This window comes from Sphaerisporangium corydalis (assembly GCF_025506355.1).
Lineage (GTDB): Bacteria > Actinomycetota > Actinomycetes > Streptosporangiales > Streptosporangiaceae > Sphaerisporangium > Sphaerisporangium corydalis.
Genome location: NZ_JANZYP010000004.1, coordinates 34,505 through 60,478 on the forward strand (window position 1 = coordinate 34,505; position 25,974 = coordinate 60,478).

The following is a 25,974-nucleotide window of genomic DNA, read 5'->3' on the forward strand; positions in this document are numbered from 1 at the left end:
CCCCACCAGCACATGACACCTAAAATGCGGATAAAAACCGATCCGCCGAACCCCCGTAGATCGTACGAGCCCGGACAGACGTAACTCGCGTCATGTAACGGTCATTTCCGAATGCCTACTGAACATCCGGGTACGTCTCACTATAAACAGCCGATTCACTCGTTACGGGCATTTTCGGGGGTATTCATATGAGACATATCGCCCTATTGTCGGTCACACTCGTCGGGCTGGTGATGGGCACCGCGCCGGGCGCCGAAGGGGACCCGTTCGACTATCTGTGGCGGCAGCAGAGCGATCGTCCGCCGCTTTCCATCACCACCTCGGACATTTCCGGACATCAACATACGATCGGGTACGTCGAGATCGACGGGCATGCCGTGACGGAGGGTGACATCGTCATCGGGACGGCGGGTGAGGCGGCGTCCGGGCGGATCCAGCTGCCGGGGATATTCCCTGAGGTCACCGACATCCCGGCGCCCGCCACCGGCCTGCGGGTCCGGGACGATCCCGGCGGTCCCGCGCGTCCGGGTGACTGCCGCCGCGCGGGGGCGAGCACGGCGACGACCCGGGCCGAGGCCCTGTGGCCGGGCGGCAGGGTGCCCTATGTCCTGTCCCCCGACCTGCCGGTCAAGGCCCGCGACGCCATCACCGCGGCGATGAAGGACTTCCAGGACCAGACCTGTGTGCGTTTCGTCCCCCGGGCCGCCGAGGCCGCCTTCGTCCAAATCGTCGCGGGCGACGGCTGTTACTCATACGTGGGCCGGGTGGGCGGCGAGCCGCAGGAGCTCTCGATCGGGCGGGGGTGCGAGCGGAAGGGCATCGTCATTCACGAACTCCTGCACTCGATCGGGTTCTACCACGAGCATTCGCGTTCCGACCGGGACGCCGCGCTCACGGTTCATCTGGAGAATGTGCTGAAAGGGTACGAACCCCAGTTCCGTAAACTCCCGGGCACCCAGAACCGCCTTTTCGGGACCCTGGACTACGGCTCGGTGATGCTGTACGGGCGTGCTTTCTTCAGCAGCAACGGGAAGGACACCCTCGTGCCGGCGCTGGCCGTGCCGATCGGGCAGAGAATCGGTTTCAGCCCGGCCGACCTGGCGGCCGTCCGCGCCCTTTACGGCTGCCCCGAACCACCCGCTGGCCAGTACTCGTCCTTGAGCAGCCGCTTGTAGAGCTTCCCCGTGGGATGCCGGGGCAGCTCGTCGCGGAAGTCGACCGACTTCGGGCACTTGTAGGCGGCCAGGTGGTCCCGGCAGTACGCGATCAGCTCGGCCTCCAGCGCGGGACCGGCCCCGGCCGGGTCGGCGGGCTGGACGACGGCCTTGACCGCCTCGCCCATCTCCTCGTCCGGGACCCCGAAGACCGCCACGTCGGCGACCTTCGGATGCACCGACAGGACGTTCTCCGCCTCCTGCGGGTAGACGTTCACCCCACCTGAGATGATCATGTACGAGCGGCGGTCCGTGAGGTACAGGAAGCCGTCCCCGTCCAGGTGGCCGATGTCGCCGAGCGTGGTCCAGCCCCGCCCCTGCGGGTCCTGGGACGCCCGGGTCTTCTCCGGGTCGCCGTGGTACTCGAACCTCGGGCCGTCGGAGAAGTAGATCGTGCCCTGCTCCCCGGCCGGGAGCTCGTCCCCGTTCTCGTCGCACACGCGGGCGACGCCGAGCAGCGGACGGCCCACGGTGCCCTTGTGGGCGAGCCAGTCCGCCGAGCCGACGTACAGGAAGCCGTTGCCTTCGGTGCCCGCGTAGTACTCGTGCACGATCGGCCCCCACCAGGCGATCATCTGCTCCTTGACCGGGACCGGGCAGGGCGCGGCGGCGTGGATCGCGCAGGTCAGCGAGGACAGGTCGTACTTGTTCCGCACGGCCTCGGGGAGCTTGAGCATCTTGATGAACATCGTCGGCACCCACTGCGAGTGGGTGACGCGGTACTTCTCGATCAGCGCCAGCGCCTGTTCGGGGTCGAACCGCTCCATCACCACGATCGTCGCGCCGACCCGCTGGAAGGTCATGCAGTACCGCAGCGGCGCGGCGTGGTACAGCGGGGCCGGGGACAGGTACACCGAGTCGGCCGTGGGCGCGAACAGGAACTGGACGAGCTGCAGCAGCGCGCCCGGGGTGTCCAGCGGCACATGGCCGATCCTGGTCTTGACGCCCTTCGGCCGTCCCGTCGTGCCGGAGGAGTAGAGCATGTCCGCCCCCTGGCTCTCGTCCTCGACGGGCGTCGCGGGGTGCGCGGCGACGGCCGCCTCGTAGGACTCGAAGCCCGGGGCCACCCCGTCGAGCATCAGCCTGAGCCGGACCCCCGGGGTCCGCTCGGTGATCGAGGTGGCGACCTCGGCGAGCGCGGCCGAGGAGATGAAGACCTGGGCCTCGCAGTTGCCGACGATGTAGGCGAGCTCCTCCGACTTGAGGCGGGAGCTGATCGCCGTGTAGTACAGCCCGGAGCGGTGCGCCGCCCACGCGACCACCAGGAACAGCGGATGGTTCTCCAGCATGAAGGCGATGTGGTCGCCCGGCCGCAGCCCCGAGGCCCGGAACAGCCGGGCCAGGCGGTTGGACTCCTCGTCCAGCTCGCGATAGGTGACCACACGCCCGGAACCGGCCATGATCACGGCCGGCTTGTCGGGCGTCCGCGCTGCGACTACTCCCGGATGCATAAAACCGAACGGTACTCGGTAAGCATGCCCGTGAAAAGGATCGATCTCCCTGGCCACCAGGAGTCCGACGCGGGCAGGGTGTCAGACGGTGGCGGCGGGGCGGTAGGGGTCGTGGAGGGGGGTGAAGCGGGAGGCGAAGTCGTTCTTCACCCGTTCCATCCGAGGGCCGGGGGCGTAGAAACGGCCCTTGGTCTCGCCGTAGGGGGTGAGCCAGTCGCGGGCGGCGAGCTCGCGCAGGTCGCGCGCGGCCTGGCCCTGGCTCAGCGACTCGTCCGCCTGGTAGGTGGACCGCCGCAGGCGCCTGCTCACGAAGACCTGGTAGAGCGCCGAGACGCACCTCGGGTGCAGCCGCTCCTTGTCGACCTGCTCCTCGAGCAGCAGCCACACCTCCCCCGCCTCGGCGAGGCGCCGGCGCACCCGCTGGGCCTGCATGTGATGCGCCCGCAGGCAGAACCGCACCCAGGGCAGCGTCCCCTCGTGCGGCCCCCATCGCCGTCCGCCGACCTCGCCCAGCACGTCGTAGTACTCGTAGGTGGTGCGCCCCTCGCCGAGCCATTCCTCGATGGAGGAGAACTCCGGCGTGGTGATCTGGTCCCGGCCCAGCACCAGCGTCTGCAACGCCCGGGACATCCGCCCGTTGCCGTCGCGCCACGGGTGGATCTTCACCAGGTTGAGATGGGCCATGGCGGCCCGGACGTAGGCCGGGACGCCGAGGTCGCCGGTGTTGAGCCAGGCGACCAGCTCGTCGAGCAGGCCCGGCACGTCCTCGGCGTCGGGGCCCTCGTACACGACCTCGCCGGTCGCGGAGTTGCGGACGTAGATGCCGCCGGGCCGCACCGTGCCGGGGTTCTTGTCGCCGTGGTGGCCGATCATCATGAAGTTCAGCGCGTTGAGCACACCGGCGTCGAATCGGTAGCCCCGGGCGGTCGACAGGTGCCGGATGTAGGTGAGCGCCTGCTGGTATCCGGCGATCTCGCGGCTGACCGCCGCCGACGCCTCCAGCGGCTCCTCCCCCACCATGATCGACTCGATGTCCTCCACGCTGGCGAGGTAGCCCTCGATCGAGTTGGAGCCCTGGATCGCCCGCGCCTGGAGCTGGCGCCTGAGCTGGCCGTCCCAGCGGTGCGGTTCGGCGAGGCGGTATTTCAGGTCGCGCCGCATGTCCTCGATCTCGCCGAGCACGGCCTGGTCGGCCGGTTCCAGCGCAGGGGTTCCATAGAGCATGGGCCCATAACAGCATGGACGAATCATCCAGTCAAGCGACTTGATGATTCGTCCATTATTGTCGGCTACCGGGCATGTGCCCCGGTATCGCCTGGTCAGACGGCCGCGGTCTCCACCACCGTCGCCGGGGTGAGCGCGATCGCGAGCACCTCGCGCACGTCGCTGACGGTGTGGACGGTCAGCTCGGCGCGCACCGCCTCGGGCACGTCGTCCAGGTCGGGCTCGTTGCGCGCCGGGATGAGCACCGTGGTGATGCCGGCCCGGTGGGCGGCGAGTAGCTTCTGCTTGACCCCGCCGATCGGCAGCACCCGCCCGGTGAGCGAGACCTCGCCGGTCATCGCCACGTCGGACCGCACCGGGCGGCCGGACAGCAGCGAGGCCAGGGCGGTGGTCATCGTGACGCCCGCCGACGGGCCGTCCTTCGGGATCGCGCCCGCGGGGACGTGGATGTGCACGGACCGGTCCTTGAGCGACCCGACCGGCAGCTCCAGCTCCGCGCCGCGCGAGCGCAGGTAGGACAGCGCGATCTGCGCCGACTCCTTCATCACGTCGCCGAGCTGGCCGGTGAGCGTGACGGCGGTGGAGCCGGTCTCCGGGTCGGCCAGCGACGCCTCGACGTACAGGACGTCGCCGCCCGCGCCGGTGACCGCCAGGCCGGTGGCCACGCCCGCGACCGCCGTGCGCTGCGCGGACTCGGGCAGCGAGGACTCGGGGACGTTCCTCGGCCGGCCGAGGTAGCCGACCAGGTCGCCCGCCCCGACGTGCACGGGGAGCGCGGCCTGGTCCAGGGCCGCCTTGGCGGTGACCTTGCGGAGCACCCGCGCGATCGACCGCTCCAGCGAGCGCACGCCGGCCTCCCGGGTGTACTCCCCGGCGAGCCTGCGCAGCGCCTCCTCCTCCACCGTGACCTCCTCGGAGGTCAGGCCGGCCTTGTCGAGCTGGCGCGGCAGCAGGTGGTCGCGGGCGATGGCGACCTTCTCGTCCTCGGTGTAGCCGTCGAGCGTCACGATCTCCATGCGGTCGAGCAGCGGGCTCGGGACGGCCTCCAGGACGTTGGCGGTCGCCAGGAAGAGCACGTCCGACAGGTCGAGCTCCACCTCCAGGTAGTGGTCGCGGAAGGTGTGGTTCTGCGCGGGGTCGAGGACCTCCAGCAGCGCCGCCGTCGGGTCGCCCCGGTAGTCGGCGCCCACCTTGTCGACCTCGTCCAGCAGGACGACGGGGTTCATGCTGCCCGCCTCGCGGATGGCGCGCACGACGCGGCCCGGGAGCGCGCCGACGTAGGTGCGCCGGTGGCCGCGGATCTCCGCCTCGTCGCGGACGCCGCCGAGGGCGACGCGGACGAACTTGCGGCCCATGGCGCGGGCGACCGACTCGCCGAGCGAGGTCTTGCCCACCCCGGGAGGGCCGGCCAGCGCCAGCACGGCGCCGCTGCGGCGCCCGCCGACCACGCCGAGCCCCTGGTCGGCGCGGCGCTTGCGCACCGCGAGGTACTCGATGATGCGGTCCTTGACGTCGTCCAGGCCGGTGTGGTCGGCGTCCAGGACGGCCCGCGCGGCCGAGATGTCGTAGGAGTCCTCGGTGCGCTCGTTCCAGGGGATGTCCAGGACGGTGTCCAGCCAGGTGCGGATCCAGCCGCTCTCGGGCGACTGGTCGGAGGTGCGCTCCAGCTTGTCGACCTCCTTGAGCGCGGCCTCGCGGACCTTCTCCGGCAGGTCGGCCGCCTCCACGCGGGCGCGGTAGTCCTGCTCCTCGGAGGCGGCCTCGCCGTTCAGCTCGGCCAGCTCCTTGCGCACGGCGGCGAGCTGCTGGCGGAGCAGGAACTCGCGCTGCTGCTTCTCCATGCCCTCCTGGACGTCCTTGCGGATGGTCTCGGCGACGTCCAGCTCGGCGAGGTGCTCGCGCGCCCAGTCGACCAGCAGGGCCAGCCGCTCCGCCGGGTCGGGGTTCTCCAGGAGCTCGAACTTCTGGGCCGTGGTCAGCCAGGGCGCGTACCCGGAGCTGTCGGCCAGCTCCGAGGCGTCCTCGATCTGGTTGATCGCGTCGACGATCTGCCAGGCGCCGCGCTTCTGCATGATCGTGGTGGCCAGGGCCTTGTACTCCTTGGCCGGCTCCTCGGCGCGCTCGCCCGCCGGGACGACCTCCATGCGCGTCGACTCGACCCACAGGGCGGCGCCGGGGCCGGTGGTGCCGGAGCCGATGCGCACGCGCTCGACCGCGCGCAGGACGGCCGCGGGTTCGCCGCCGGGGAGCCTGCCGACCTGTTCGACGACGGCCGACACCCCCACCGCCCCGTACTTGCCGTCGATGCGTGGAACAAGGAGGACCTGGGGCTTGCTCTGCTTGGTGGACGCCCTGGCGGCGTCGATGGCCGCGCGCACCTCGCTGTCCGACAGGTCGAGGGGCACGACCATGCCGGGGAGGACGACCTCGTCGTCGAGCGGCAGAACCGGCAGGATCAAGCTCTCACTCATGCGGACTCCAAAGGTTGAGTTACACCGACTCAATTAATGAGAGCCCAGGATTGTTCCCAAGTCTGCGCTTGTTCGCTGCCAGCGATCGTAATTCTGTAATCGCACTCTCGGGTATGACCGTGGAAGATCCCTCTCCGGTACGACGCGGGGCAGGTCAAGGACTCGTAATGTGGACCGGTGACCTCCCGTGCCGGGGCCGTCCTCCAAGGGCTGGCGCGCCCTCTGACGTCGGCGGTGGTGACCGGCACGGCCGATCCGCCGTTCCCGAGGTCGCCGCGCCTGCGCCCGCGCACGCCCGCGTTCCTGCCGTTCCGCTCCGTGGACCTGGTCGCCGCCGCCGACGTGCTCCTCGCGTGGATCCTGTACGGGACCGGCCTGTCCTACCTGCTGACCGAGGCCGAGGCGTCGCGCTTCGCCGGTGACCAGCCGGTGCTCTACGTGCTGGCCGCCGCCTACTCCCTGCCCGTGGCGCTGCGCGACCGGTGGCCCCTCGCGGCGTGGCGCCTCTCGGCGCTGTCGGTCCTCGCGGGCGCCGCGCTCAACCCCGGCGGCACCCTCCCGTACGTGGTCACCGAGGTGACCACGTACCTGCTGTGCGCCTATTCGGTGTCGGTGCGCTCCGGCCGCGACACCACGATCGGCGTGTGGGCCGTGACGGTGCTCGGCGCCTGGATCATCCACCCGAACTCGATGTTCATGGCCTCGATCCTGGTCACGATCGTCGTCCTGTTCGGCTACAACGTCAGCGCGCGGCGCCGGGCGACCACCCGCCTGGCCGAGGAGGAACGGCACGGCGAGGAGCAGCGGGCCGCGCGGGCGCTGCTGGAGGAACGGGCGCGCATCGCCCGCGAGCTGCACGACGTGGTGGCCCACCACATGTCGGTGATCGCCATCCAGGCCGAGGCCACCCCGCTCCAGGCGGCGGGCGACCCCGGCCGGCTGGAGGAGGGCCTCGCCGGGATCCGCGTCCTGTCGCTCGCGGCGCTGGCGGAGATGCGCCAGGTGCTCGGGGCGCTGCGCGGCGACGACGGCCGCCGCGAGACCGCACCCCAGCCGGGGCTCGCCCAGGTGGCGGACCTGGCCGGCAACGCCCGCGCCGGAGGGCTGGCCGTGTCGGTGCGCGTGGAGGGCCCGCTCGACGCGCCGGCGGCCGCCGGGCTGTCGGCCTACCGCATCGTGCAGGAGTCGCTGAGCAACGCCATGCGCCACGCCCCGGGGTCGTCGGTGACCGTCGAGATCACCCGCACCGCCACCGAGCTGCGCCTGCGCGTCGCCAACGGTCCCCGCCCGCGCGCGGCGGCCCTCCCGGCTGAGGGCCCCGCGACCGGCGGGGGGCAGGGGATCATCGGCATGCGCGAGCGGGCCGTGCTCCTTGGCGGTACTCTCGACGCCGCGCCGGGGCCGGACGGCGGTTTCACGGTGACGGCCGCCCTTCCCCTCGCGTCCCCCCTTCCCCCCATGGAGGAACGATGATCCGTGTCCTGATCGCCGACGACCAGGGCATGGTGCGCACGGGCTTCACCGCCTTCCTGAGCACGCAGCCCGACATCCAGGTCGTCGGGGAGGCCGTCGACGGCCGGGACGCGGTCGGCCAGGCGGCGCTGCTGAAGCCGGACGTGGTGCTCATGGACGTCCGCATGCCCGTGATGGACGGCCTTGAGGCCACCCGCCTCATCCTGGCCGGCACCCCCACCAAGATCCTCATCCTGACGACCTTCGACCTGGACGACTACGTGTACGAGGCGCTGCGCGCCGGGGCCAGCGGCTTCCTGCTCAAGGACGCCTCCGCCCAGCGGCTCGTCGAGGCGGTCAGGGTCGTCGCGGCCGGGGACGCCCTGCTGGCGCCCTCGGTGACCAGGCGGCTGATCTCCGAGTTCGCCCGGCTCGGTGGGCCCCGCGCCCCCACGGTGAAGCGCCTGGCGCAGCTCACCGAACGCGAGACCGAGGTGCTGGCCCTCATCGCGCAGGGGCTGTCCAACGGCGAGATCGCCGTCCACCTCGTCCTGTCCGAGCAGACGGTCAAGACCCACGTCGGCCGGGTCCTGGCCAAGCTCGGCCTCCGCGACCGCGCCCAGGCCATCGTGTACGCCTACGAGACCGGCCTGGTACGCCCCGAATGACCACCGGTCACCCCCTGGGGTGACCGCCAGGACCACTCCAGGACGTGACGCGGATTACGGATCTTGATTCATAGCTTTCGTTTGGTTCGCATCCGGCGACCAGACAGGAGGCCCATCGTGGCCAGAAGCCTTTTCGCGGCGGTCTCGCTGGCCGGCGTGGTCGGCGGGGTGACGCTGCTCGCCCCGCCCCCCGGCGACCGCATGGTCAAGGTGTTCGGCGACCTCGCCACCGCCGACCACGTCGCCGTCATCGTCCCCGGCTCCGACGTCACCGCCGCCACGTTCGACGGCGGCCGGCGCAAGGCGTACAGCACGCCCGGCGGGGCGGCCCGCGCGGTCGCCGCCGAGGCGCGGGCGATCGACCCGGCCGCGCGGACGGCGGTCATCGCCTGGCTCGGGTACGACAGCCCCCGCACGCCGAGCCTGGCCGTGGCCACCGACGGCGCCGCCGCCAAGGGCGCGGAGGCCCTGCGCCGCGCCATCGCCGACCTGCGGAGGCGCACCAGCGCGCCGGTGACGCTGCTCTGCCACAGCTACGGGTCGGTCGTCTGCGCCAAGGCCCTGCCCGGCCTGCCCGTGGACGACGTGGCCGTCGTCGGCAGCCCCGGGCTCGGGGTGGCGCACGCCAGCGCCCTCCGGACGTCCGCGCGGCTGTGGGCCGGGCGGGGGGCGGCGGACTGGATGCGGTTCGTCCCCTCGTGGCGGATCGGGTCCCTCGGCTTCGGCGCCGACCCGGTGAACCCGTCGTTCGGCGCCCGGGTCTTCGCCGCCGGGGCGGGCGGGCACAGCGACTACTTCCAGCCGGGAAGCGTGAGCCTGCGCAACCTGACGCTCATCGCCCTCGGCCGCGCCGCCGACGTGGCGCCCGCCCGATGAGCGGGCGGATCGGGCGGGCGTGGGCGGGCTTGGCGGAGCGGACCGAGGCGGCGACGCCGCCCACCCGCGACCGGGGGGCCGACGCGCTCCGCGCGCTCGCGATCCTCGGGGTGATCGCCGGCCACTGGCTCGTCACCGCCTGGACGTTCGACCATTCGGGGAACATCCAGGTGACCAGCCCGCTCGCCTCGATGCCGTCCTTCATCCCGCTGTCCTGGGTCCTGCAGACCCTGGCGATCTTCTTCTTCGTCGGCGGGTACGCGGCGGGCGGCGGCCTGGCCCGTGCCACGGCGCGCGGGTCGACGGCCCGGGAGTGGCTCGGGGGCAGGGCGCGGCGCCTGGTGGCGCCGGCCGGGCCGTTGCTGCTGGCCTGGGCCGTCGCGCTCGCCGTCCTGGCCGCGGCCGGCGTCGCCCCCGGCTCGCTGCGCGCCCTGGCCACGCCGGCCCTCGGCCCGCTCTGGTTCCTCGCGGTGTTCGGCCTGCTCACGGCCCTCACCCCGCTCCTGGTCCGCGTCCGGCACGTCCCGCTCCTGCTGACGCTGCTCGGAGTGGTCCTGGCCGTCGACGCCGCGCGCTTCGCGTTCGGCGGCCCGGCCTGGCTCGGCTGGGCGAACCTGGCCGCCGGCTGGCTCGTCCCCTACGTCCTCGGCCTGGCCAGGGCGCGCGGCGCGCTCGCCGGCGGGAGGGTGGCGGCCGCCCTGCTGGCGGGCGGCGCGGCGGGGGCGGTGGTGCTGGTCACCGCCTTCGGCTACCCGGCCAGCATGATCGGCGTGACCGGGTCGCGGGTGTCCAACCTCAGCCCGCCGACGCTGGCGGCCGTCTGCTTCGGCGTCGCCCAGGTCGGGCTGGCCCTGCTGCTGCACCGCCCCCTGGGCGTCCTCATGCGGCGCCCGCGCCTGTGGGCCGGGGTCGTGGTCGCGAACCTGTCAGCGATGACCGTCTTCCTGTGGCACCAGACGGCGCTGACGGTGGTGATGCTGGTCACGGTGCCCTTCGGCGGCGCGCCCGGCCTGGCCTCCCCGCCGGAGTCGCCGCCGTGGCTGCTCCTGCGACTGTCCTGGCTCCCCCTGCCGGCCGGGTTGCTCGTGCTGGCCTGCCTCGCCGCCCGCCGGGCTCGGGCCGGGCGTACCGAGCATGGCGGACGTCCAGCATGATGGTCAGCATGGACAAAGGCGGCATCCGCATGAAATCCCCCAGCGGCCGGTGGATCGTGTTCACCACCGTGCTCGGGTCGGGGATGGCCTTCCTGGACAGCACCGTCGTGAACGTGGCGCTGCCCAGGCTGGGCGAGGACCTCGGCGCCTCGATGTCCGGGCTGCAGTGGACGGTGAACGCCTACACCCTCACGCTCGCGGGCCTGATCCTGCTCGGCGGCTCCCTCGGCGACCGGTACGGCCGGCGCAAGATCTTCGTCATCGGCGTCGCGTGGTTCGCGATCGCCTCGGCCCTGTGCGGGCTGGCGCCCAACATCCAGACCCTGATCCTCGCCCGCGCGCTCCAGGGGATCGGCGGCGCGCTGCTCACCCCGGGCTCGCTCGCGATCATCCAGTCGTCCTTCGTCCGGGAGGACCGTCCCCGGGCCGTCGGCGTCTGGTCGGGCCTCGGCGGGGTCGCGGGCGCCGTCGGGCCCCTGCTCGGCGGCTGGCTCGTGGAGACGGCCGGCTGGCGCTGGGTCTTCCTGATCAACCTGCCGATCGCGGCCCTGGTGGCCGTCACGGCCGTGCGGCACGTGCCGGAGACCAAGGACGAGACGGCGACCGGCCGGTTCGACGTGCTCGGCGCGGCGCTCGCGGCCCTGGCCCTGGCCGGGATCACCTACGGGCTGATCGAACGCGGCTCGGCGATCCCGCTGGCCTCGGCGATCGTGGGCGTCGCGCTCGGCGTGGCGTTCGTGCTGCTGGAGGCGCGCCGCTCGCACGGCGGCGCGGTGTCGGCGCTGGTGCCGGTGCGCGTGTTCGCCTCCCGCGAGTTCACCGCCGTCAACGTCGTGACGCTGATCATGTACGCGGCGATGGGCGTGGTCTTCTTCCTGCTCGTCGTGGAACTCCAGGTCGCGGCCGGTTTCTCGCCCATCGCGGCCGGGTGCTCGATGCTGCCGGTGATGGTGCTCATGCTGCTGCTGTCGCCCCGGGCGGGCGAGCTCGGCAGGCGGATCGGCCCGCGCCTGCCGATGACCGCTGGGATCCTGGTCTGCTCGGGCGGCCTGCTGCTGATGAGCCGGGTCGGGCCGGGCTCGTCGTACCTGGTGGACGTGCTCCCGGCGGTCACGGTGTTCGGCCTTGGGCTCTCGGCCGCGGTCGCGCCGCTCACCGCGACGGTGCTGGCCACCGCCGACGAGCGGTTCGCGGGGGTCGCCAGCGGCGTCAACAACGCGGTGGCGCGGACGGGCAGCCTGCTCGCCGTCGCCGCCATCCCGCCGCTCGTCGGGCTCACCGGCGCGGCGTACACCTCGCCGATCGAGTTCACCTCGGGGTTCCGGGCGGCGATGATGGTCAGCGCGGCGATGATGGTCGGCGCGGCGATCCTGACGTTCGTCACGATCAGGACCAATGCCCTGCGTGAGCCGGAGCGCAAGACGGCCTGCGAGCTGACGGCGCCGCCCCTGGAGACCGGCGAGCGGATCGATCCGAGCGAGGAGACCCGCGAGCACGCCTGACCGGATAAATAGCCCGGTTTGGTGTACTTTGACGTCAGATTTCCGCCAGAGAGGCGGAGGCGTGCGATCCGTTCCGAGGCACCGATGATCGACCGTACCCGTCTCGCCGCCCTGCTCGGCCGCGAGCGCCAGGCGTACCGCGACCGCAACCCCCGCTCGGCCGCCGCGTACGAGCGTGCCAAGGCCCACCTGTTCGGCGGCGTGCCCATGACCTGGATGAACAAGACCGCCGCCGGGTTCCCGCTCTACCTGGCCGAGGCCAGGGGGGCCAGGGTCACCGACGTGGACGGCCACGAGTACGTCGACCTGTGCCTCGGCGACACCGGCGCCATGGCCGGGCACTCGCCGACGGCCACCGTGGACGCGGTCGCCGAACGCTTCGGCGGGCGCGGCGGCGCCACCGTGATGATGCCCACCGAGGACGCCACCTGGGTCGGCGCCGAGCTCGGCCGGCGCTTCGGCGTGCCGTACTGGAGCTTCTCGCTGACCGCCACCGACGCCAACCGCTGGGCCATCCGCCTGGCCAGGGCCCTCACCGGCCGCACCCGGATCCTGGTGTACAGCTACTGCTACCACGGCAGCGTCGACGAGGTCCTGCTCGTCGTCGGCCCGGACGGCTCCCAGGTCATCCGCGAGGGCAACGTCGGCGCCCCCACCGACCCGACCACGACCTCCCGGGTCGTGGAGTTCAACGACCTGCCGGCCCTGGAACGCGAGCTGGCGTACGGCGACGTCGCGGCCGTCCTGATGGAGCCGGCCCTCACCAACATCGGCATCGTGCTGCCCGAACCCGGCTACCTGGACGCGGTGCGCGAGCTGACCCGGCGGCACGGCACCCTGCTGATCAACGACGAGACGCACACCTTCTCGGCAGGACCCGGCGGCTGCACCGGGGCCTGGGGGCTGGAGCCCGACATCGTGACGATCGGCAAGGCCATCGGCGGCGGCATCCCCAGCGGCGGATACGGCCTGTCCGCCGAGGTGGCGGCGCGCCTGTCGGGCATGAGCGGGCTCGACCTGGTCGACATGGGCGGGGTCGGCGGCACGCTGGCGGGCAACGCGCTCTCGGTCGCCGCGATGCGCGCCACCCTCGAACACGTGCTCACCGACGATGCCTTCACCGCGATGATCGAGCTGGCGACCCGGTTCACCACGGGCGTCCAGGCCGTGATCGACGAACACGGGCTGCCCTGGTCGGTCACCCAGCTCGGCGCCCGCGCGGAGTACCGCTTCACCAGCCCCGCCCCGCGCGACGGCGGCTCCTCCAACGCGGCCGGCGACCCCGATCTGGACGACTACCTGCACGTGTACCTGGCCAACCGCGGCGTCCTGCTCACCCCGTTCCACAACATGGCCCTCATGTCCCCCGCCACCACCCCCTCCGACATCGACCACCACCAAACAACCTTCACCTCAGCCGTGACCGACCTCGTCGCCTGAGGCCCCTCTGTCCCGTCACGTTCCTCGTATCAGAGGGGTGGGAGGCGGGTGGCCAGGAGGGGGGTGAGGGTTTCCGCGTACTGTTCGGTCATGTGGCTGTCGTCGCGGTAGACGAGGGTGTCCCTGACGACGGGCGGGCAGAGACCCGCGGCGGAGCACAGCCAGTGCGTCGGGTCGATCGGTGTCGCGCCCGTGTCCCCGGCGGCCTCGGTGACCGCGTCGCGGCGGGTCTGGTCTTCGATGGCGCCGGGCAGGTGGTTGGCGCAGCGGGCGAGCTGCAGCGGGTGTGCGGCCACGCACTCCGGCGCGTCCCCCTTGGGCCAGGGCGTGTCCATCATCACGACCGGCCTCGCCCCGCTGGCGGCGACCGCGCGGAAGGTCTCACGGAAGCCCGTGACCCACGCCCCGTGCGGGTCCTTGGTCTTCGCCGCGAGCGTCCCATCGTCGGACGACGACATGACCACCAGCGCCGGACGCAGGCCGGCGATCCGCGTGAGCGCCTTCTTCCGCCACAGGTCGCACGAGGTGTAGGGGCGGCTGCTCCTGATGGTCGTGACCTCGGCGACCTTGCACCACGCCTTGGTCAGCGAGACGAGCTTCCAGTGCCTCTGCACGGCGAGCCTCTCCAGGGCCGGGAACCACTGAGCGGCATGGGAGTCGCCGAACAGGACCACGGTCGTGGGTGACTGGAGATCCCCGTACACGCAGGGAGGGCTCCAGTCGCTCTCGTAGCCCAGGTGGCACCCGTCCCGGTACACCGGGGACTCGGTGGACCTCACCTCGGCGAGCGCCGGTTTCAGGTTGGCGGGCAGCTCCGACGGGGGCTCGGCCAGGGCGGCCTGGAGGTCGGCCGCCGGGTCGGTGGAGGCGGCCAGGCGGGCGCCGAGATCGGGCGCGGGCCGTCCGGCGGCGACCTGCCGGGGGACGCCGATCGCGATCAGGCAGAGCACGACCGTCCCCCCGGACAGCACGGCGCCCAGGCCGACCCCCCGGCCGGGACGGCCACGGAACGCCCGGTGGAACCGCAGCGGATTCTCGACGGCGCGCAGGGTGGCCGCCGCGACCACCAGGCTGAGACCGCTCAGCGCAAGGCCGAGCGGCACCGACGGCGAAAGGCCGAGGGCCTTGGGGCCGATCACGATGAACGGCCAGTGCCACAGGTACCACGCGTAGGAGAGGCCACCGACCCGGACCAGCGGCGCGCGGCCCAGCACCAGCCCGGCGTCCCACCGGACCGCCCCGGCCCCGCCCGCGATGACCATCATGGCGCCCAGGACCGGCAGCGGCGCGGCGTGGCCGGGGAAGGCCGTGGTCGTGTCGAACAGCAGGGCCGACAGCACGACGCCCGCGAGACCCGTCCAGCTCATCGGCACGGCGAGCCGGGCCGGGATCTTGCGTATCGGGACCAGCGCGAGAAGCGCTCCGCAGCCCAGCTCCCAGGCCCGCGTGTGGGACCCGAAGTACGCCCAGGGCGCGGACCTCCCGGTTTCGGCGACGCTCACGGCGAACGACGCCCCGCACAGCACGAGCGACAGGCCCACCAGGTACGTGCGGCTCCTGGCCGCCCGCCACACGATCAGGATCAGCAGGGGCCACAGCAGGTAGAACTGCTCCTCCACCGCCAGCGACCAGAAATGCTGGAACGGCGAGGGCGGGCCGGCCTGCGCCAGGTAGTCGGTGCCGGTGATCGCCAGCCGGAGGTTGACCGCGTAGAACGCGCTGCTCAGCCCGTCCCAGGCGTACCCCTGGAACCGTACGGGCGACAGCCACACCCGGGACGCGAGGAGGGTGGTGAGCAGGACGAGCGTGGACGCCGGCAGCAGCCGCAGCGCGCGCCGGGCGTAGAACCCGCCGATCGAGATCCGGCCGGTTTTTGTCAGCTCCCTGGACAGCAGGGAGGTGATCAGGAACCCGGAGATCACGAAGAAGACGTCGACGCCGACGTATCCGCCGGCCAGGAGCGGGACGCCGCAGTGACTCAGCACCACCAGGCCGACCGCGACGGCCCGCAGGCCCTCGATGTCGGCACGCTTCGTGCTCATCTCGGCGGCGGAGGCCTCATCGGGTCGTACCACGGCAAGGCCCGGGGGCATCTGGGAGGTATCTCTCCACGTCGGTCAGCGGCCCAAGCCTTCCACGGACTCGATTTGTGTCGTCGACAGGGATAGAGGACCGGCGGCATCGCCGTTCCCAAGGCCGGGCAACACCCGCTCCTCCCCCGAACCGCCACACTTCCGGGCACCATGATGAGTGGGTGAGGCGACACCGGCGGATGCGGGCGGTGGCCAGGTCATGAAGACCTCGTGTACGCGCCACGTACCTCCCGGCGGGCCGCGCGCGGAGGCGGTCCCCGGATCGGTGGTGACGGGCCTGGTCGGGCAGGTCCTTGCTGATATCGTCATGATGAATTGGTCCCGCCTCGAGGGGATGCCTTGGCCACCGCGCACGACGACCTCACCCGCCCCGCGCCCGGCCGGGCGGAGGTCGCCGCCGAGCGCATCGCCGCGCTGGCCGCCCGTACGGCCCCCGGCGGCCGGCTCGGCACCAAGGAAGAGCTGCGGATCACGTGCGGGGTCTCGGTCGGCACCTTCAACGAGGCTTTGCGGCTCCTGCAGTCCCGGGGGCTGGTCACCGTCCGCCCCGGCCCCGGCGGCGGCCTGTTCGCCGCCGAGCAGTCGCCCATGGTCCGGCTCGGCAACTCCGTCCTCGCCCTGGACGGCGGCGAGACCGACGTCGCCGACGCCATCCGCATCCGCGACGCCCTCGACCCGCTGCTGGTCGAGGACGCCCTGTGGCACGGCTCCCCCGCCGACATCGCCGACCTGCGGCGCGAGCTCGACGTCATGGCGCGTGCGGTGGAGGACGGCGACGCGAAGGCGTTCAAGCACGGCAACTGGCGCCTGCACGCCCGCATCGCCGCCATCAGCCCCAGCCCGCTGCTGCGCTCGCTGTACAGCAGCCTGCTGGAGGTCATCGAGTCCCACACCCTGAGCGTGCTGCCCGGCGGCGACCGTCCTTTGCGCGAGCACATCCGCGAACGACACGCGCTCCACGTCGCCCTCATCGACGCCCTGGAGCGGCGCGACCGCGACCTCGCCCTCCAGATCACCCGCGCCCACGGCACCACGACCGCCCACTGACCCCGCTCAGCCTTCCCGGTGGCTCAGGACGTGAAGCGCTGGCGCAGTTCGCCGATGCCCTCGATGGCGCTCACCACCTCGTCCCCGTCGGCGAGGAAGCGCGGGGGGGTGCGTCCGAGGCCGACGCCGGCCGGGGTGCCGGTGAAGATGACGTCGCCGGGCAGCAGCGGGATGACCTCCGACAGCCGGGAGACCAGCGCGGCCACCGACAGGATCAGGTCGCCGGTGCGGCCCTTCTGGACCTGCTCGCCGTTGAGCGTGCAGCGCAGTTCGAGGTCGGCGGGGTCGTCGAACTCGTCCGGAGTCACCACCCAGGGACCGATCGGGGCGAAACCGGGAAAGGACTTGCCCAGGCTGAACTGCGGGGCGGGCCCGGCCAGCTGGGTGATCCGCTCGGAGATGTCCTGGCCGACGGTCAGGCCCGCCACGTGGTCCCAGGCGTCGGCCTCGGCGACTCCGTGGGCCCGGCGCCCGATGACCGCGACGAGCTCGACCTCCCAGTCGGTGTTGCCGCCCTTCGGCAGGCGGACCTCGCTGACCGGGGCGGCGATGCTGCTGACGAACTTGGTGAAGACCGGCGGCAGTCCCTGCGGCGCCTCGAACCCGGACTCGGCGGCGTGGGCGCGATAGTTCAGTCCGATCGCGAGCACCTGCCGGGGGGCCGGCGTGGGCGGACCCAGATCCTCAGGTGCGAAGTCCGCACCACCGGCCAGGTCCGCCTCGGCCGCCCAGGCGCGGAACTCCTCCCACCGCTCGTACACGGCCTGCGGATCCGCGCCGAAGCGTCCCCCACTGGCCAGTTCGACATCGACGGCCTTCCCCTCGTGCAGCAGTACCAGACGACCAGAGAGATTGGCGATACGCACGCGACGACTCCTTCTACGAGAGGCCAGGCCGACGGGATGCCCTAACCATCATGATGAATATGACGATAATGCCCACCCCCACCCACCCCGTCAACCAACCCCACCGAGCCACGAGACACCCCCGCGCCGACCCACCGGTGACTCAACAAGAAGACGGGAAAGGCGCCTGCCACAGACGACCCAGTGTCGTGGGAACCGACTCCTGCCCACCCAGCACTCGCACCCCTAACAACCCATCGACGGCCAAACCCGGCGCCACGAAGCCGGCGCCCTGTGCGAAAGCCACGCCGGAGACCGGTCACAAAACTGACCCAGGGCGATTTAAGTAGGAGACGGAAAGGCGCCTGGCGAAGATGGCCCACCCCGCAAGCAGTGTCGTGGGAACCGAGTCCTGCCCACCCAGGATTCGCACCCCCGATCTGACACCGAAGCTGAAAGCCACCGCCCACCCCTCCTCCAGCCCCACCACGCCCACCCGACCAACCGCTGGACCGCCGCCCTCCCCGCCCATACCGCCCACCCGACCAGGCGCAAGGCCGTCATCCTTCTCCACCCACCACGCCCACCGAGCAGACGCCTACCGGCGCCCCCCTTCACCCACCACGCCCACCCGACCAAACGCCAGGCCGCCACGCTCACTGCCCCACCGCGCCCACCCACAAGGCGCCGACGCGGCGGGACATGGGTGCGGCGAATTCGGCGCCCTGTGCGGCGGCTACGCCGGTTAACGGCTGTGAGTACAGTGCATAAGCCCATTCACCAGATCATCGACCGAATATCCCCTCAAAAACCCCACGACGGAAGCGACTCCATTCGCCCGGTACGAACATCAGCACCGGTCCCGTGGGATTCTTCGAGTCGCGGACGGCCACGACACCAGGGAGATTGGTGGAGACCTCCACGCATCCCGACCCGACGGCGTCTCCGCTTCTCGTGGACTTGCGCCAAGCGGCCGAATTCAGATCCGCCTTGTCCAATGTTCGCGAGCCTCCTCAATGATCGTCAGTGACGCTGACTGAGGCAGTGCATCCGCCCGTATTGCGTCGTATCTGCCACGAACCTGTGCCACTATCGCCTCATCCGCCGTTATCAACCCTTGGGCGGCGGACTCGGCGTACACGATATCGGGCTCGTGTCCAGGTAGCCCTTCGGCTATGGCGAACTGCGATATCAGCCCCGGAGTGCATCCGGCGGAGATGGGTACGACCTGAATCGTCACGTTGGGCCACGCACTGACCTCCAAAAAGTAATCCAACTGCTCACGCATTATCTCGGGCGTTCCCACCGGGCGGTACAGAATTCCCTCATCCAGCAATGCCAATACGGTGACCGGAGGCTCCTGACGGTCCAGGACCAGCTTCCGACGCATCCGTTCCGTAAGGCGTCGATCCATCTCGGTTGACGAGATCATCGGAGCGCGCCGGAAGATCTGTCTCGCGTACGACTCCACCTGGAGAAGTCCGGGCGCCAGCAGGGGGTCCCAGCTTCGCAGGACCCCGGCCCTGCTCTCGACCTCCTCGACCCATCGCACGTGGTAGAGCGGGCCGCCGGCCGGTGCGACGATGCGCCGATACAGCCCCATAAAGTAGTTCTTCTCGGTCAATCCGAAGATCTGGTCGAGTTTTTCGGCATGGTCATGCGAGGGGTTTCGCTTGGCCAGCTCGATCTGAGAGATCAGATCCTGGGAGCATCCCAAGCGCTCCCCTACCCGCGCCTGCGACAGACCCGCATTTTTACGATAAAAGCGCATTTCAGCGCCAAACCGCGCAAGAGGTGACTTAAGCCCAGAGTCCATCTCATTTGCTGTCATGACACCTCCGGGGGCGAGGCAAGCGAAGGGGTACGGCAGTCCTACGGCAACTTACGTCAGCGATAGCCGTCATCGGGCGTTCTCTGCCGTGAAATATAACCGCGGACCAGCCTATTACGCAGGCAATCTGTACAGGCGACGACCCCATGCCCGGTCGGGTCACGGCTTGAGTACGGCAACCTGCTCGATGGGAAATGGAAACCGAGGCGGCATGGCGATAAGCATCCTTCTGGGAACAGCGGAATTGCGGGGTACACCGTCGAGCGTGCGGGGGGCGCGGGAATTCGTCCGGATGACGCTGGGGGAAGGGCATCCGGCTCTGGATGATGTGACGTTGCTCGTCTCGGAGCTGGTGACCAATTCCGTGGCCTACTCCGACTCGCAGGAGAACGACGGTGTCATCACGCTCTCCATCGGAGAGATCTCGCGCGGCAGGCTGCACGTCATGGTCACAGATGACGGTTCCGCCCGTTCTGTGCCACGGCGGCGCGCCGTCGAACTGATGGACGAGAGCGGGCGAGGGCTCGTCCTGCTCCAGGCGCTGGCGAGACGCTGGGGCACCTACCCCGATGGCACGCGGCGCGTCGTCTGGTTCCAGATCGGCTTCCGAAAACAGACCGCCGTTCGCGTTCCTTGACGAGCGCGAACGCGGGCGTACATTCACCGTCCCTGACGAGCGCGAACGCGGACGTCCACCCGCCGTCCTTGATGAGCGCGGACGCGGGCGTACACCGGTCGTGGCATCTTGTGCGGCCGGAATGGGTGGGAGAACGGCAGGCGGCAGACTGATCTCATGCCTTCCTCGTCGCTGATCTCCGTCACGCCGTTCCTGCCCGTGGCGTTGCTCCTGCTCGTCGCGGTGGGCGCGCTGGTCGCGGGGCTGGGAGGGCTGGGGCACAGCAGGGGCGTCATGACCGCGTGCGTCAGGGCGGCCGTCCAGCTCGGCGCGGTGTCCGCGGTGATCGCGTGGGTGGTGACCCTTTCGGTGGCGGTGGCGGGGTTCATCCTGCTGATGTACGGCGTCGCGACCTTCACCGCTGGACGGCGGATCACCAAGGGCCGTCGGGTGTGGTGGGCCGGGCTGCCGATCGCGGCCGGGACGCTGCCGGTGCTGGTGATCCTGGTGTCCGGCGGGGTGATCTCCACCGACGGCATCGTGATCATCCCCATCACCGGGATCCTCCTGGGCGGGTGCCTGACCGCGACCACGCTGGCGGGCCGCCGCGCGGTCGACGAGCTGCGCCAGCGACACGGGGAGGTGGAGGCCGCACTGGCGCTCGGGTTCGGCCCGAGGGACGCGGCGCTGGAGATCTGCCGCCCCGCGACCGCCCAGTCACTGGTCCCGGCGCTGGACCAGACCCGGACGGTCGGGCTGGTCACGCTCCCGGGCGCGTTCGTGGGCATGCTGCTCGGCGGCGCGACCCCGATCCAGGCGGGGATCGTGCAGCTCGTGGTGCTCGTCGCCCTGCTGGCGGCCGAGGCGGTCGCCGTCCTCGTCACCCTCGAGCTCGCCGTCCGAGGCCACCTCGCCGAACCGTAGCCCCTCGGCTTCGCACCACTCGAATCGCCGGCCGGGACGGGTCAGTCTTCCGCCTTGATCGCCGACCGGGACGGGGTCAGTCGTCCGCCTGGATCGCGGTCCTGCGCCACGGCCACGGATTGTTCCGCCAGAGCCGGGCGTGGACGAGGCCCACCGCCAGTACGCCCGCCGCCGCGGCCGCGTACCCGGGTAGCGGATGGGCGGATACCCCGGCGAAGTGCCAGCAGACCCCGGCGACCACGAACATCACCCACCCCACGACCACGTTCACCACGGCAGAGTCGCCGAACGGCGCGGGGTTGCGGCCGTCACCGGTACTGCCCGCCATGAAGTACGGAAGCCCGTTGCCCGCGCAAAATCCGGATATGAACGCGAGCAGGATGGTCATCGGCATCAGGCCTCACCCCTCTGGTGGCCGAGCAACGGCAGCAGCACCTGGTCGACGAGGTCGGTCAGGAACGCGTCGTCCAGCGGCCGGCTCGTGACGAACGCGCGGGAGAACAGCATCGCCGAGGCCACCTCCGCGAGCATCTCCCGGTTCGACCGGGCGGGCACCTCGCCTCTGGCCACGGCCCGGTCGATCACCGGATCGAACGCCTGCCGCTTGTCGTCGATCATCCGCGCCCGTACGGTCCGCGCCAGCTCCTCGTCGTGATGCATCGCCGTCATGAGGCCGAGCAGCACCCCGGCGTCCTGCGCGGTCAGCCCCTCGCGCATCGCCCGCAGCGTGCCCAGCAGGTCTTCGCGCAGATCGCCCGGGTCGGCCTGCTCGGCCATCCGCTGCCCGGCATGCCGCTCGACCGCGGTCACGACCAGCTCGGCCTTGCCGGACCAGCGCCGGTAGATCGTGGCCTTGCCGGCGCGGGCGCGGACGGCGATCGCGTCCATGCTCATGCGGTCGTAACCGACCTCGGCCAGCAACTCCAGCGTCGCACCGAGGATCGCCTCCTCACGGGCCTCACTGCGCCCCTGGGGGGCTTCGTCACCCTTCACTCGCCATCTCCCCTAATCTGAACGGAACGGTTCCGTTCAGATTAGCCGTCGAGATCGCCAGATGTCATCGGTTCCGGGGATTCGGGTCCGGCCGGGACACACCAGATCATCGCCGACCGGACCGCCCACGATCGATTCCGTCAGCGGTGGTCGTTCTCCTTCAGTTCGATGACCCAGGCACGACGCTCGGCGATCTTGCCGTCGCGCATGACGAACACCTCCGCCATGGACATCCGCATCTCGCCGCCGGCGGCCCGCCGCACCGTCCCGGTGAGTTCCGCCATGACGACGTCGCCCTGCTCGACCATGCGCACGACCTCCAGGTGAGGAGGGTCGAGGAATTCCGGCGGGCCGTCGATGGCCTTGTCGTAGGCGTCTTTGCCGGTCAGGTGGAAGGCGCCGAAGACGGTCCACTCGATGTCGCCGGTCAGGCAGGACAGGATCTGCTCGTGATCGTTCTTACGGAAGCCGTCGAGGTAGGTGGTGACGGTCTCGATGTTCCGTGACATGACTGCTCCTTCGAGTCGGGTGCCGTCCAAGAGCGCGCCGCCGTCCGAACCGGCGGCCCCTCGCAGGTGGGTCGGAGCGGCCAGAGCCTTCTCGACAGCTCAGGCCGGGACCGCCACCGTTGCCGTACATGGAAACGGGCATATCGTCTGGGAAGGTGAAGTGGGCCAGGTAGGAGGGTTCGTGGGTTACGACGTGGTGGGTGTGCGGCGGCGGTTCCCGGCGCTCGACGAAGGGGCCGCGCATTTCGACGGGCCCGGCGGGTCGCAGACGCCCGATGTGGTGGCGGACGCCGTGGCGGGGGCGATGCGCGCGGCCATGGCCAACCGGGGTGAGCGCACCGCCGCCGAACGGCGGGCGAGCGAGGTCGTCGTCGAGGCGCGCCAGGCGATGGCCGACCTCGTCGGCGGGACCCCGGACGGCATCGTGTTCGGCCGCAGCATGACGCAGCTGACCTACGACATCGCGCGGGCCCTGGCCAAGGAGTGGGGCCCCGGTGACGAGGTCGTCGTCAGCAGGCTGGACCACGACGCCAACGTGCGCCCGTGGGTGCAGGCCGCCGAGGCGCGCGGCGCCACCGTGCGCTGGGCGGCCTTCGACCGGGACACCGCCGAGCTGGACCCCGCCGAGGTGGCCGCCCTGCTCACCGAGCGGACCAGGCTCGTGGCCGTCACCGGCGCCTCCAACCTGCTCGGCACCCGCCCGGACATCCCGGCCATCGCCGGACACGTGCACGCGGCCGGCGCCCTGCTGTACGTCGACGGCGTGCACCTGACGCCGCACAGCCGGGTGGACATGGGCGCGCTGGGCGCCGACTTCTACGCCTGCTCCCCGTACAAGTTCCTCGGCCCGCACCTCGGGGTGCTGGCCGCCGACCCCGGTCTGCTCGACACCATCCACCCGGACAAGCTGCGCCCCGCCAGCGACCTGGTACCCGAGCGTTTCGAGCTGGGCACCCTCCCCTACGAGCTGCTCGCCGGGACGACGGCGGCGGTCGATTTCCTGGCCGGCCTGGTGCCCGGCGAGGGGACGCGGCGCGAGTGCCTGACCCGGTCCATGGCCGAGCTGGAGCGGCACGAGGACGCGATGCTGGAACGCCTCGACGCGGGCCTGGCGGAGACGCCGGGGATCACCCTGCACGGCTCGCCGAGCCGCAGGCGCACCCCGACGACGCTGTTCTCCGTCGAGGGCGTCGCGCCCGGCGACGTGTACGAGTTCCTGGCGGCGCGCGGCGTGAACGCGCCGGCGGGCAGCTTCTACGCCTATGAGTGCAGCCGCTGGATGGGCCTCGGGGAGGCGGGCGCCGTCCGCGCCGGCATCGCCCCGTACACCGACGAGTCCGACGTCGACCGCCTCCTGAAGGGCGTCCGCGAACTCGCCGGCTGACGCGCGCCCCTGTGTACCCCGAACCGGCCGGCTGACGACGCCACCAGGCGGGACCACCAGGACCGGTAGAAACCGGCAGGTCAGGCCGTGGTCTCGGTCGGTGCGCTAGCGGGTTCGGGGGAAAGGGCCGGTTCGAGGGAAAGGGCCGGTTCGGGCGGAGCGGCGGGCGAGGTCCCCGCGCGCAGGCCGAACGCGGTGACGACGGCGCCGAGGGCGGCGGCGGCGAGCGGGACGGCGAGGCCGGGCTGGAGCGCGCCGAGCCGTTCCTCGGGCGTGCCCCCGGCACCGGACGCCGAGGCGGTGACCGCGGTGACCGCCGACAGGCCGAGCGCGGTGCCGAACTGGATCGCGGTGTACAGCAGCCCGCCGGCCAGGCCGTGCTCGCTCTCGTCCACGCCCTCGGTCGCGGCCATGGTCAGCGGACCGTAGGCCAGGGAGAACGCCAGCCCGAGCAGGGCCATTGTCGGGAGCATGGCGGCATAGGTCCAGTCCAGCGTGACCGGCAGGAACAGCGTGTACGCCACGACGGCCAGCACCAGCCCGCCGAAGAGCACCCTGCCGTTCCCGAACCGGTTCACCAGCCGCGGCGTCAGCGTCGGGGCGAGGACGGTGTCGACGCCGATCACCAGCATGGCCAGCCCCGTCTGCAGCGGGCTCCACCCGCGCAGTTCCTGCAGGTACAGGGTGAGCAGGAACTGGAACCCGGCGAACGAGCCGAGGAAGAGCAGCGCCCCCAGGTTGGCGCGCACCAGCGGCCCCGAGCGCAGGACGCCGAGCCGCACCAGCGGGTGGGGCGACCGCCGCTCGATCTGGACGAAGGCGGCCAGCAGCGCCAGCCCGGCCGCGATCGCCCCCGCCGTGCCGGCCCAGCCCGCGCCCGGGTGGTCGAGGCGGACCACCCCGTACACCAGCAGCAGCATCGCGCCGGTGATGGTGAAGGCCCCGGCCAGGTCGAAGCCGCCGGCCGGACGGTCCAGGGCGCCGGGGTCCCTCAGCAGGGGGACGGCGGCCAGCAGGATCGTTCCCGACAGGATGACGGGCGCGAAGAACACCCACCGCCATCCCAGCGAGGCCAGCAGGCCGCCGGCGACCAGTCCGAGCGAGAACCCCCCTGCCGCCGTCCCGGCGTACACCCCGAGCGCCTTGGTGCGGCCGGGGCCGTCGGGGAAGGTGGCGGTCAGCAGCGCGAGGCCGGCCGGGGCCATGAACGCGGCGGCGACCCCGGTGGCGAACCGTGCGACCAGCAGCATCCATCCCTCCGTGGCGAACCCGCCCAGGCCAGAGAAGACCAGGAAGACGGTCAGCCAGAGCAGGAACATCCGGCGGCGGCCGAACAGGTCGGCGGCGCGGCCCCCCAGCAGCATGAAACCGCCGTAGCCGAGCACGTACAGGCTGACCACGCCGCTGAGCGTCCCGGTGGACAGGCCAAGGTCGGCGCGGATCGCCGGCAGGGCCACGTTCAGCATCGCGACGTCGATCCCCTCCAGGAAGATCGCGCCGCACAACACGAGCAGGACGCCCCACGCGCGCCCGTCCATCCGGACGCTCACAGTGGACATCAGCAGACTCCTCTCGGGAACAACCGGATCGTCATGGTTACCCAAGCGACTGCCGGTTCCTTCTTGTAACCAAGGGAATCGTCGTGCAGCATCGGTAGGCGTGGAAGAAGGCACTTCTAAGTCCCCCGGGCACTGCGGGGATACCGGCGGCGACTACGACGTTCTCCAGTGGGACACCCGCGAGGACTGCGAGGTCCGGCAGATCCTCGACCGGATCGCCGACAAGTGGTCGCTGCTCGTCATCGCCCTGCTCGACCGGCGCAGCCTGCGTTTCACCGAGCTGAAGCGCGAGGTCGACGGGATCAGCCAGCGGATGCTGACCCGCACCCTGCGCCATCTGGAACGCGACGGCCTGGTGCGCCGCACCGTTCATCCGACCGTGCCGCCGCGCGTGGACTACGAGCTCACACCCCTGGGCGCGACCCTGCACGACACCATCCAGACGCTGGTCACCTGGACCGAGAGGCACCAGAACGAGATCGCCGCCTCCCGCGCGGCGTACGACGTCCGCGCGGCGGCCGAGCGTGAGACGGCGGAGGCCGAGACCACCGAACGGAACGCCATCGCCCACGCCGCCCTCACGAACCGCCCCCGCTGACCGGTCACCTACCCCGGCCCGCGCCCCAACCGGTCACCGACCCCGGCCCGCGCCCCAACCGGTCACCGACCCCGGCCCGCGCCCGGACCGGTCATCAGTCCCGGCCCGCGCCCGGACCGGTCA

At 71.4% G+C, this 25,974-nt stretch carries 23 protein-coding genes; 12 read left to right on the forward strand and 11 right to left on the reverse strand.

Annotated elements, in window-relative coordinates; all coding sequences use genetic code 11:
* The first annotated feature begins 206 nt into the window (after positions 1–206).
* Positions 207–1,175, forward strand: coding sequence for a M12 family metallopeptidase (locus NYZ98_RS04235; protein WP_262841130.1), 969 nt, complete (start codon positions 207–209; stop codon positions 1,173–1,175).
* Here NYZ98_RS04235 and NYZ98_RS04240 read toward each other — a convergent pair.
* The 3 genes from NYZ98_RS04240 to lon all read right to left on the reverse strand — a co-directional run bounded on the left by NYZ98_RS04240 (position 1,118) and on the right by lon (position 6,360).
* Positions 1,118–2,665 (reverse strand): AMP-binding protein, encoded by a 1,548-nt coding sequence (locus NYZ98_RS04240; protein WP_262841131.1) that lies wholly within the window; start codon positions 2,663–2,665, stop codon positions 1,118–1,120. The genes NYZ98_RS04235 and NYZ98_RS04240 overlap by 58 nt on opposite strands.
* Positions 2,666–2,746: 81 nt before the next feature.
* Positions 2,747–3,889, reverse strand: coding sequence for a Fic family protein (locus tag NYZ98_RS04245; protein WP_262841132.1), 1,143 nt, complete (start codon positions 3,887–3,889; stop codon positions 2,747–2,749).
* Between the two features lie 95 nt (positions 3,890–3,984).
* On the reverse strand, positions 3,985–6,360 hold the full coding sequence (gene lon / locus NYZ98_RS04250; protein WP_262841133.1) for an endopeptidase La: 2,376 nt from the start codon (positions 6,358–6,360) through the stop codon (positions 3,985–3,987).
* A gap of 177 nt (positions 6,361–6,537) precedes the next feature.
* On the opposite strand from lon, the gene NYZ98_RS04255 reads away from it, so the two are divergent.
* The 6 genes from NYZ98_RS04255 to NYZ98_RS04280 all read left to right on the forward strand — a co-directional run bounded on the left by NYZ98_RS04255 (position 6,538) and on the right by NYZ98_RS04280 (position 13,452).
* Complete coding sequence (locus NYZ98_RS04255; protein ID WP_262841134.1) at positions 6,538–7,833, forward strand: sensor histidine kinase; 1,296 nt, start codon at positions 6,538–6,540, stop codon at positions 7,831–7,833.
* Complete coding sequence (locus tag NYZ98_RS04260; RefSeq protein WP_262841135.1) at positions 7,830–8,480, forward strand: response regulator; 651 nt, start codon at positions 7,830–7,832, stop codon at positions 8,478–8,480. Before NYZ98_RS04255 ends, NYZ98_RS04260 begins: the two co-directional genes overlap by 4 nt.
* 117 nt (positions 8,481–8,597) lie before the next feature.
* On the forward strand, positions 8,598–9,356 hold the full coding sequence (locus tag NYZ98_RS04265; RefSeq protein WP_262841136.1) for an alpha/beta hydrolase family protein: 759 nt from the start codon (positions 8,598–8,600) through the stop codon (positions 9,354–9,356).
* On the forward strand, positions 9,353–10,510 hold the full coding sequence (locus tag NYZ98_RS04270) for an acyltransferase family protein (protein ID WP_262841137.1): 1,158 nt from the start codon (positions 9,353–9,355) through the stop codon (positions 10,508–10,510). The genes NYZ98_RS04265 and NYZ98_RS04270 overlap by 4 nt, the downstream gene beginning before the upstream one ends.
* 29 nt (positions 10,511–10,539) lie before the next feature.
* Entirely contained in the window at positions 10,540–12,012 is a 1,473-nt protein-coding gene (locus NYZ98_RS04275) for an MFS transporter (RefSeq protein WP_262841138.1), read from the forward strand.
* A gap of 84 nt (positions 12,013–12,096) precedes the next feature.
* Positions 12,097–13,452 carry a transaminase gene (locus NYZ98_RS04280; RefSeq protein WP_262841139.1) on the forward strand — a complete coding sequence of 452 codons (1,356 nt, stop codon included), beginning with the start codon at positions 12,097–12,099 and terminating at the stop codon, positions 13,450–13,452.
* A 29-nt stretch (positions 13,453–13,481) separates the two neighbouring features.
* Here NYZ98_RS04280 and NYZ98_RS04285 read toward each other — a convergent pair whose 3' ends face one another.
* A complete protein-coding gene (locus NYZ98_RS04285) occupies positions 13,482–15,494 on the reverse strand; it encodes an acyltransferase family protein (RefSeq protein ID WP_262841140.1) in 2,013 nt (670 codons plus the stop codon).
* A gap of 390 nt (positions 15,495–15,884) precedes the next feature.
* Here NYZ98_RS04285 and NYZ98_RS04290 point away from each other — a divergent pair, with 390 nt between their 5' ends.
* Positions 15,885–16,592 carry a FadR/GntR family transcriptional regulator gene (locus NYZ98_RS04290; protein WP_262841141.1) on the forward strand — a complete coding sequence of 236 codons (708 nt, stop codon included), beginning with the start codon at positions 15,885–15,887 and terminating at the stop codon, positions 16,590–16,592.
* 23 nt (positions 16,593–16,615) lie between these two features.
* Here the strand turns inward: NYZ98_RS04290 and NYZ98_RS04295 are convergent, their stop codons facing one another.
* From NYZ98_RS04295 to NYZ98_RS04305, 3 genes are all read right to left on the reverse strand, one after another.
* Positions 16,616–17,458 (reverse strand): fumarylacetoacetate hydrolase family protein, encoded by an 843-nt coding sequence (locus NYZ98_RS04295; protein ID WP_262841142.1) that lies wholly within the window; start codon positions 17,456–17,458, stop codon positions 16,616–16,618.
* Positions 17,459–18,222: 764 nt separating this feature from the next.
* Positions 18,223–18,435 carry a DUF397 domain-containing protein gene (locus NYZ98_RS04300; protein ID WP_262841143.1) on the reverse strand — a complete coding sequence of 71 codons (213 nt, stop codon included), beginning with the start codon at positions 18,433–18,435 and terminating at the stop codon, positions 18,223–18,225.
* Positions 18,417–19,268 (reverse strand): helix-turn-helix domain-containing protein, encoded by an 852-nt coding sequence (locus tag NYZ98_RS04305; RefSeq protein ID WP_262841144.1) that lies wholly within the window; start codon positions 19,266–19,268, stop codon positions 18,417–18,419. Before NYZ98_RS04305 ends, NYZ98_RS04300 begins: the two co-directional genes overlap by 19 nt.
* Before the next feature lie 211 nt (positions 19,269–19,479).
* Here NYZ98_RS04305 and NYZ98_RS04310 point away from each other — a divergent pair, with 211 nt between their 5' ends.
* Positions 19,480–19,905, forward strand: a complete 426-nt coding sequence (locus NYZ98_RS04310) for an ATP-binding protein (protein WP_262841145.1) — start codon at positions 19,480–19,482, stop codon at positions 19,903–19,905.
* Between the two features lie 156 nt (positions 19,906–20,061).
* The gene (locus tag NYZ98_RS04315) at positions 20,062–20,808 is read left to right on the forward strand and encodes an ABC transporter permease (RefSeq protein ID WP_262841146.1); all 747 of its coding nucleotides are present in this window, start codon (positions 20,062–20,064) and stop codon (positions 20,806–20,808) included.
* Between the two features lie 76 nt (positions 20,809–20,884).
* On the opposite strand, the gene NYZ98_RS04320 is transcribed toward NYZ98_RS04315, so the two are convergent.
* From NYZ98_RS04320 to NYZ98_RS04330, 3 genes are all read right to left on the reverse strand, one after another.
* Entirely contained in the window at positions 20,885–21,202 is a 318-nt protein-coding gene (locus tag NYZ98_RS04320; RefSeq protein WP_262841147.1) for a hypothetical protein, read from the reverse strand.
* Positions 21,202–21,801 carry a TetR/AcrR family transcriptional regulator gene (locus NYZ98_RS04325; RefSeq protein ID WP_262841148.1) on the reverse strand — a complete coding sequence of 200 codons (600 nt, stop codon included), beginning with the start codon at positions 21,799–21,801 and terminating at the stop codon, positions 21,202–21,204. The genes NYZ98_RS04320 and NYZ98_RS04325 overlap by 1 nt, the downstream gene beginning before the upstream one ends.
* Before the next feature lie 140 nt (positions 21,802–21,941).
* Positions 21,942–22,310 carry a nuclear transport factor 2 family protein gene (locus NYZ98_RS04330; RefSeq protein ID WP_262841149.1) on the reverse strand — a complete coding sequence of 123 codons (369 nt, stop codon included), beginning with the start codon at positions 22,308–22,310 and terminating at the stop codon, positions 21,942–21,944.
* A gap of 181 nt (positions 22,311–22,491) precedes the next feature.
* Between NYZ98_RS04330 and NYZ98_RS04335 the strand changes: the two genes are divergently transcribed.
* Positions 22,492–23,694 carry a cysteine desulfurase-like protein gene (locus tag NYZ98_RS04335; RefSeq protein ID WP_262841150.1) on the forward strand — a complete coding sequence of 401 codons (1,203 nt, stop codon included), beginning with the start codon at positions 22,492–22,494 and terminating at the stop codon, positions 23,692–23,694.
* 80 nt (positions 23,695–23,774) lie between these two features.
* On the opposite strand, the gene NYZ98_RS04340 is transcribed toward NYZ98_RS04335, so the two are convergent.
* Entirely contained in the window at positions 23,775–25,253 is a 1,479-nt protein-coding gene (locus tag NYZ98_RS04340; RefSeq protein ID WP_262841151.1) for an MFS transporter, read from the reverse strand.
* A 100-nt stretch (positions 25,254–25,353) separates the two neighbouring features.
* Here NYZ98_RS04340 and NYZ98_RS04345 point away from each other — a divergent pair, with 100 nt between their 5' ends.
* Positions 25,354–25,851 (forward strand): winged helix-turn-helix transcriptional regulator, encoded by a 498-nt coding sequence (locus NYZ98_RS04345; protein ID WP_262841152.1) that lies wholly within the window; start codon positions 25,354–25,356, stop codon positions 25,849–25,851.
* Positions 25,852–25,974 lie beyond the last annotated feature (123 nt).